7 protein-coding genes and 1 pseudogene are annotated in these 5,204 nt (G+C 65.3%); 5 read left to right on the top strand and 3 right to left on the bottom strand.

The annotated features are described in order from the left end of the window. Positions 1 to 301 (bottom strand): annotated as a pseudogene (locus QZ189_RS10580) (tRNA (adenosine(37)-N6)-threonylcarbamoyltransferase complex transferase subunit TsaD); the annotation flags it as partial. Positions 302 to 366: 65 nt separating this feature from the next. Between QZ189_RS10580 and QZ189_RS10575 the strand changes: the two are divergent. Both QZ189_RS10575 and psaJ read left to right on the top strand, forming a co-directional pair. Further along, entirely contained in the window at positions 367 to 846 is a 480-nt protein-coding gene (locus tag QZ189_RS10575; protein WP_010317975.1) for a photosystem I reaction center subunit III, read from the top strand. Positions 847 to 884: 38 nt separating this feature from the next. Further along, entirely contained in the window at positions 885 to 1,001 is a 117-nt protein-coding gene (gene psaJ / locus QZ189_RS10570; protein WP_010317976.1) for a photosystem I reaction center subunit IX, read from the top strand. Between the two features lie 57 nt (positions 1,002 to 1,058). Here psaJ and gmk read toward each other — a convergent pair whose 3' ends face one another. After that, a complete protein-coding gene (gene gmk / locus QZ189_RS10565; RefSeq protein ID WP_247479224.1) occupies positions 1,059 to 1,628 on the bottom strand; it encodes a guanylate kinase in 570 nt (189 codons plus the stop codon). A 59-nt stretch (positions 1,629 to 1,687) separates the two neighbouring features. On the opposite strand from gmk, the gene QZ189_RS10560 reads away from it, so the two are divergent. Together QZ189_RS10560 and tatC are read left to right on the top strand one after the other, a co-directional pair. After that, positions 1,688 to 3,406 (top strand): NFACT RNA binding domain-containing protein, encoded by a 1,719-nt coding sequence (locus tag QZ189_RS10560; RefSeq protein WP_296415971.1) that lies wholly within the window; start codon positions 1,688 to 1,690, stop codon positions 3,404 to 3,406. After that, positions 3,403 to 4,206, top strand: a complete 804-nt coding sequence (gene tatC, locus QZ189_RS10555) for a twin-arginine translocase subunit TatC (RefSeq protein ID WP_247479227.1) — start codon at positions 3,403 to 3,405, stop codon at positions 4,204 to 4,206. Before QZ189_RS10560 ends, tatC begins: the two co-directional genes overlap by 4 nt. 1 nt (position 4,207) lies before the next feature. Here the strand turns inward: tatC and QZ189_RS10550 are convergent, their stop codons facing one another. Next, the gene (locus tag QZ189_RS10550) at positions 4,208 to 4,543 is read right to left on the bottom strand and encodes a DUF3067 family protein (protein WP_247479229.1); all 336 of its coding nucleotides are present in this window, start codon (positions 4,541 to 4,543) and stop codon (positions 4,208 to 4,210) included. Between the two features lie 132 nt (positions 4,544 to 4,675). Here QZ189_RS10550 and petC point away from each other — a divergent pair. Next, a partial coding sequence (petC, locus tag QZ189_RS10545) for a cytochrome b6-f complex iron-sulfur subunit (RefSeq protein ID WP_296421730.1) occupies positions 4,676 to 5,204 on the top strand: 529 nt, incomplete at its 3' end.

Below are 5,204 nucleotides of genomic sequence, written 5' to 3'. Positions count from 1 at the left end.
GGCGAGCCAGGCTCCGCCCGGTCACCGATCCGATCAACAGCGCACCGACCAACCCCGGGGCCGCGGTCGCCGCGATGGCATCGAGCTCCTGGTAACTGACGCCGCTCTGCGCCATCACCTGTTCAATCAGATGGGGCAGCGCCTCCACATGGCGTCTGGAGGCGATTTCCGGAACGACGCCACCCCAACGGGCGTGCTCCTCCATTTGCGTTGCAACCGCGCTCGCGAGCACCGTTTGATTACACACAACGGCTGCGGCTGACTCGTCACAACTTGTTTCGAGGGCCAGCAGCGTGGGCATTAGGTCTGGAGAGCTCTCTTACTGTCCGTAAGTGACATCCTGCCGTGCAGCAGCTGGACCTGACGATGCGCCGCCTTTTTGCAGTTCTCATTTCTGCCCTGCTGATCTTCGGCTTCGCCCCCGTGGCGAAAGCTGATGTTGCAGGCCTGACCCCCTGCGCTGAAAGCGCACGCTTCCAATCCCGGGCCGCCGCCGCCTCCACCCCCCAGGCCAAGGCGCGCTTCGAGATGTACAGCCAGGCCTCCTGCGGCGCTGATGGCCTGCCCCACCTGATCGTGGATGGTCGCCTCAGCCACGCTGGTGACTTCATCATCCCCGGCATCGCCTTCCTCTACATCGCTGGTTGCATCGGCTGGGCCGGTCGCAACTACCTGATGGCCATCCGTGGCAGCAAGGACGCCGCCATGAAGGAAATCCAGATCGACCTGTCTCTGGCCTTCAAGAGCACCCTGGCCGCAGCCACTTGGCCCATCGCTGCCTTCGCTGAACTCAGCGGCGGCAAGCTGACCGAATCCGACGACAAGATCACCGTCTCCCCCCGCTGATCGCGGCGGGTTATCTCCACTCTTTCAACGTCATTCCGATGAAAAAGTTCCTGACCACCGCCCCGGTCTTCGCCGCGATCTGGTTCACCGTCACCGCTGGCATCCTGATCGAATTCAACCGCTTCTTCCCCGATCTCCTCTTCCACCCGATGTGATCGGCAGTTGCCATTGAAAAAGGCCCCAATCGGGGCCTTTTTTATTGCCCAGCGCCCCTAGCCAAGCCCCATCAACTGCTCCAGCTGCTGCAAGGCCTCCGTCAGATCGCCATTGACGATCACCGCGTCGAATTCGGACTCGGCCTGCAGCTCCACCCGGGCTCGCTCAAGCCGCCGAACAATGGCCTCCTCGCTATCGGTTCCCCGTCCGCGAATGCGCCGCTCGAGCTCCTCAAAGGAGGGGGGCTTGATGAAGATCTGGAAACCGCTGGGGAAGCTGCGGCGCACCTGACGCGCCCCTTCCAACTCGATCTCCAGCAGGACCGGCCGGCCCGCTTGAAGCTGAGCCTCCACGGGCTCACGGGGGGTGCCGTAGCAGTTACCGGCGAACTCGGCCCACTCGAGCAAGCCCCCTTGGGAGACCTTGGCGTCGAAATCAGCCCGGTTCAAAAAGAAATAGCTCGTGCCCTCCACCTCACCGCTGCGGGGGGAGCGGGTGGTCGCTGAAATCGAAAGCCAGATCTCGGGATGACGCTCCAGCAGGGCAGTCACCAAGGTCCCCTTGCCGACTCCACTGGGGCCCGTGATCAGAAACAACCGGCCGCTGGAGGAGGGCTCTTCCGCCATTGGGACTCAACCATGGCCCTGCAGAGTAAGAGTGCCTCCGCAGCGAATCGGCGCAGACCATGGCCGCCCAGTCCCTCCAGGCCATGGACCTCACCAGCCTTCGTGCGGTGTTGGCGGAACTGCGGCCGCAACTGGTGCCCAGCCGCTTTGAGAAAGCCCAACAGGCCGACGGGCAGACCCTTCACCTGGGGTTCCGCACGCTGGAGCGGCGGCTCTGGCTCGAGCTCAGCTGGCTGGCCGAAGCACCGCGCCTGCTGGAGATCCCGCCTCCCCCCAAACAGGGCGATGGCAGCACCCTGGCGCAACAGCTCCAGCACGGACTGAGCGGGCTGGCGCTCACCGGCCTCCAACAAGACGGTTGGGAGCGGGTGGTGGAACTGGACTTCGCCACCAGGCCGGGGGAGCCGGCCCAGCGGAGCCTGGTCCTGGAGTTAATGGGCCGCCACAGCAATGTCTTCCTGCTGGATCAAGACCGCAGGGTCGTGGCCGTGGCCCGGCAGGTCCGCGATAACCAGTCCCGCCTAAGGCCGATCAGCACCGGCGATCTCTACAGCGCCCCACCGCCCATGGGCGGTCGCTGCCCCAGCCGCAGCGAGAGCTTTGAGCACTGGAAAAGCGAACTGCAACTGCTGCCGCTGCCGCTAAAACGCGCCCTGCCCAGCGCCTATCAAGGCATCAGCCCAGCGCTCGCGCGCCAATTGGTCGCGGGACTCGGCGATGACCTACTCGATCAACCCGCACAGGGCCTCAGCCCGGTGACCTGGGACCAGCTCTGGCAGCGCTGGCAGCTCTGGCTCGAGGCCCTGGAGGAGGAACGTTTCGTATTCCGCCTGGACGAGGGCGGGGGGTATTGCTGTTGGAGCAGCGAGCGCGCACCAGAGCAGCCAGACAGCCTCAACGCCCAGCTGGCGAGCTATCACCGCGATCGCTTGCAAGCCAGGACCTTTCAACAGCGGCAGCAGGCCCTCAAGCAGCGGCTCGAGCGGGCCTTGGAGCGCGAACGGCAGCAACAGCAGCAACAGCAAGCGCTCCTGGATCAAGTCGGCAACAGCACTGGACTCCAGGAGCAGGCCGACGCCCTGCTCTGCCAAGCCAACCCCAGCCGAGACACGGTGAACGAGGCCCAGAAGCTCTACAAAAAAGCGCGGCGTCTGCGGCGCTCCGTGGCCGCCATCACCCCCCGACTGGCCCAGCACCAGCAGCAACTTGAGCAACTGGAGGCAAGCCTGACCTTCCTGGAGCTCATCCAGCTCGAGTGCCAATGGGACCCCGCCAACGGGCTCCTGCAACTGCAGGCCCTCGAAGAGGACAGCGAGAGGCTCTGGCAACGCCAACCCAGCAACCGCAAGGAACGCAGGCGAGCGCAGGGGGATCCCAGCCCCCTATCCGTCACCAGCCCAAGGGGACTGACGATCCAAGTTGGCCGCAATCACCGCCAGAACGAATGGATCAGCCTCCAACAGGCCCGCAAGGGGGATCTCTGGTTCCACGCCCAGGAGTGCCCCGGTAGCCATGTGGTGCTGAAGAGTTCAGTCGCCCCTGCGGAGGACAGCGATCTGCAGGCGGCGGCCAGCCTGGCGGCCCACTTCAGCCGTGCCCGCGGCAATCGCCAGGTGGCGGTGGTCATGACCCCCTGTGAGCAGTTGCAGCGGATCCCGGGGGCGGGTCCAGGCACGGTCAGGCACCGCGGCGGGGAAGTCCTCTGGGCTGACCCCGACGCCGCTGAGGCACTACTGCGCGGCAAACCCCTTAGCCTCAGTGGGGAGCAACAGTCATGAGCGATCAACCCCAGGGCCCTGACGGTCGCCCCGCTGGAGTCGCGCCGCCGCCTCCCATCAAGATTCCGGCCGCTGAAGTCCAAGAGGACTTCCCCTCCGAGGTGGAGATGACCCTCGTTGGGCACCTCGAGGAGTTGCGCAGCCGCGTCCTGCGCAGCCTGCTTGCGGTGGTCGTTGGCGCGGCCGCGTGTCTGCTGTTTGTCCGGCCGCTGGTGCGCCTGCTTGAGGTACCCGCCCACGGCATTCACTTCCTGCAGCTGGCACCGGGGGAATTCCTGCTGGTCTCTTTGAAAGTGGCGGGCTACGCCGGTCTCACCCTGGCCCTGCCCTACGTCCTCTACGAAGGCCTGGCCTTCGTCCTACCCGGCCTGACCCGCAGGGAACAAAAGCTCGTGGCTCCAGCGGTCGCGGGGTCCGCGGTGCTCTTTCTGGCGGGCCTGGCCTTTGCCTGGTGGGCCCTGGTTCCAGCCGCCCTGAACTTCCTCGTGAGTTACGGCGCGGATGTCGTTGAGCCGCTGTGGTCCATCGAGCGCTATCTGGACTTCGTGCTGCTGTTGATGGTGGCCACCGCTTTGGCCTTCCAACTACCCGTGCTGCAGATGCTGCTGGCGGCCCTGGGACTCGTGCGCTCAGAGTCCATGCTCTCGGCCTGGCGTTTTGTGGTGATGGCCTCCGCCCTGGCCGGGGCTGTGCTGACCCCCTCGACGGACCCGATCACGATGCTGCTGCTCAGTGGCGCCATCACGGCGCTCTACCTCGTCGGTGTTGGCCTGGCTCGGGTGGTCCAACGGCCGGCCTAGATCAGAGCAGGAACTCACTCGCCCGCCCCTCAGGAAGCTCCAGGGCCAGGTTCATCGCCTTACCCAGGCGGGGTTTGTCATTGGTGGTGGTGAGCCATTGGCGCACCTGTCCGGCCACACCAAGCCCATTGAGGGTGGCCACAAGCTCGTCGAGCTTGGCGGTGTACTGCTCGGCATCCAGGGGAAAGGATTGCTGCTCGAGGTACGCCCACATCACCTGCAAATAAAGGCGACCGCGCCGGGACGTCAGCTGTAGGTCGTAGGAGGCCTGCCAACGGCCCCGCAGGGTCTCAAGGATCTCCGCAGTGGCCAGGGGAGCGGCAGGTGACTCAGTCACAGCAAGGCAAAGCAAGACGCCCTCGCAACAGCATGTTGCAGGCTTCGGCCACCTGCCTGCAGTTCGGGCCCGTTGCGGGAACGACAAGGTCCATAATGGCCCCCACGTCGATGTGGCTGCAGGCCGCCCCGTATGACCCAAATCCCAGCGAGCGCCTCGAGCGGTGATGTCCCCGGAATGGGTCGCCGGCAGTTCATGAACCTGCTGACCTTCGGTTCGGTGACCGGAGTTGCCCTTGGCGCCCTCTACCCGGTGGCCAACTACTTCATCCCCCCGAAGGCCGCTGGCTCCGGCGGTGGTACGGCCGCCAAGGACGAGCTGGGTAACTCCGTCACCGCCAGTGGCTGGCTGAGCGACCACCGCGAGGGTGATCGCAACCTGGTGCAGGGCCTCAAGGGCGACCCCACCTACCTGATCGTCGAAGGCAGTGATGCCATCGGCAGCTACGGCATTAATGCCATCTGCACCCACCTGGGTTGCGTTGTGCCCTGGAACGCAGCGGCCAACAAGTTCATGTGCCCCTGCCACGGCTCGCAGTACGACAACACCGGCAAGGTGGTGCGCGGCCCTGCCCCCCTCTCCCTGGCCCTTGCACACGTCTCGGTCGAGAACGACAACGTGTTCCTGAGCCAGTGGACCGAAACCGATTTCCGCACCGGCG

The organism is Vulcanococcus sp. CPBay_Sum15L08_68 (genome assembly GCF_017855895.1).
GTDB lineage: Bacteria > Cyanobacteriota > Cyanobacteriia > PCC-6307 > Cyanobiaceae > Vulcanococcus.
Note: the sequence above shows the minus strand (reverse complement) of the source record. Positions and strands in the feature narration are given on the sequence as shown.

Coding starts and splice junctions, on each gene's coding strand:
- QZ189_RS10575 (WP_010317975.1), top strand. CDS start 367: ATGCGCCGCCTTTTTGCAGTTCTCATTTCTGCCCTGCTGATCTTCGGC.
- psaJ (WP_010317976.1), top strand. CDS start 885: ATGAAAAAGTTCCTGACCACCGCCCCGGTCTTCGCCGCGATCTGGTTC.
- gmk (WP_247479224.1), bottom strand. CDS start 1,628: ATGGCGGAAGAGCCCTCCTCCAGCGGCCGGTTGTTTCTGATCACGGGC.
- QZ189_RS10560 (WP_296415971.1), top strand. CDS start 1,688: ATGGCCGCCCAGTCCCTCCAGGCCATGGACCTCACCAGCCTTCGTGCG.
- tatC (WP_247479227.1), top strand. CDS start 3,403: ATGAGCGATCAACCCCAGGGCCCTGACGGTCGCCCCGCTGGAGTCGCG.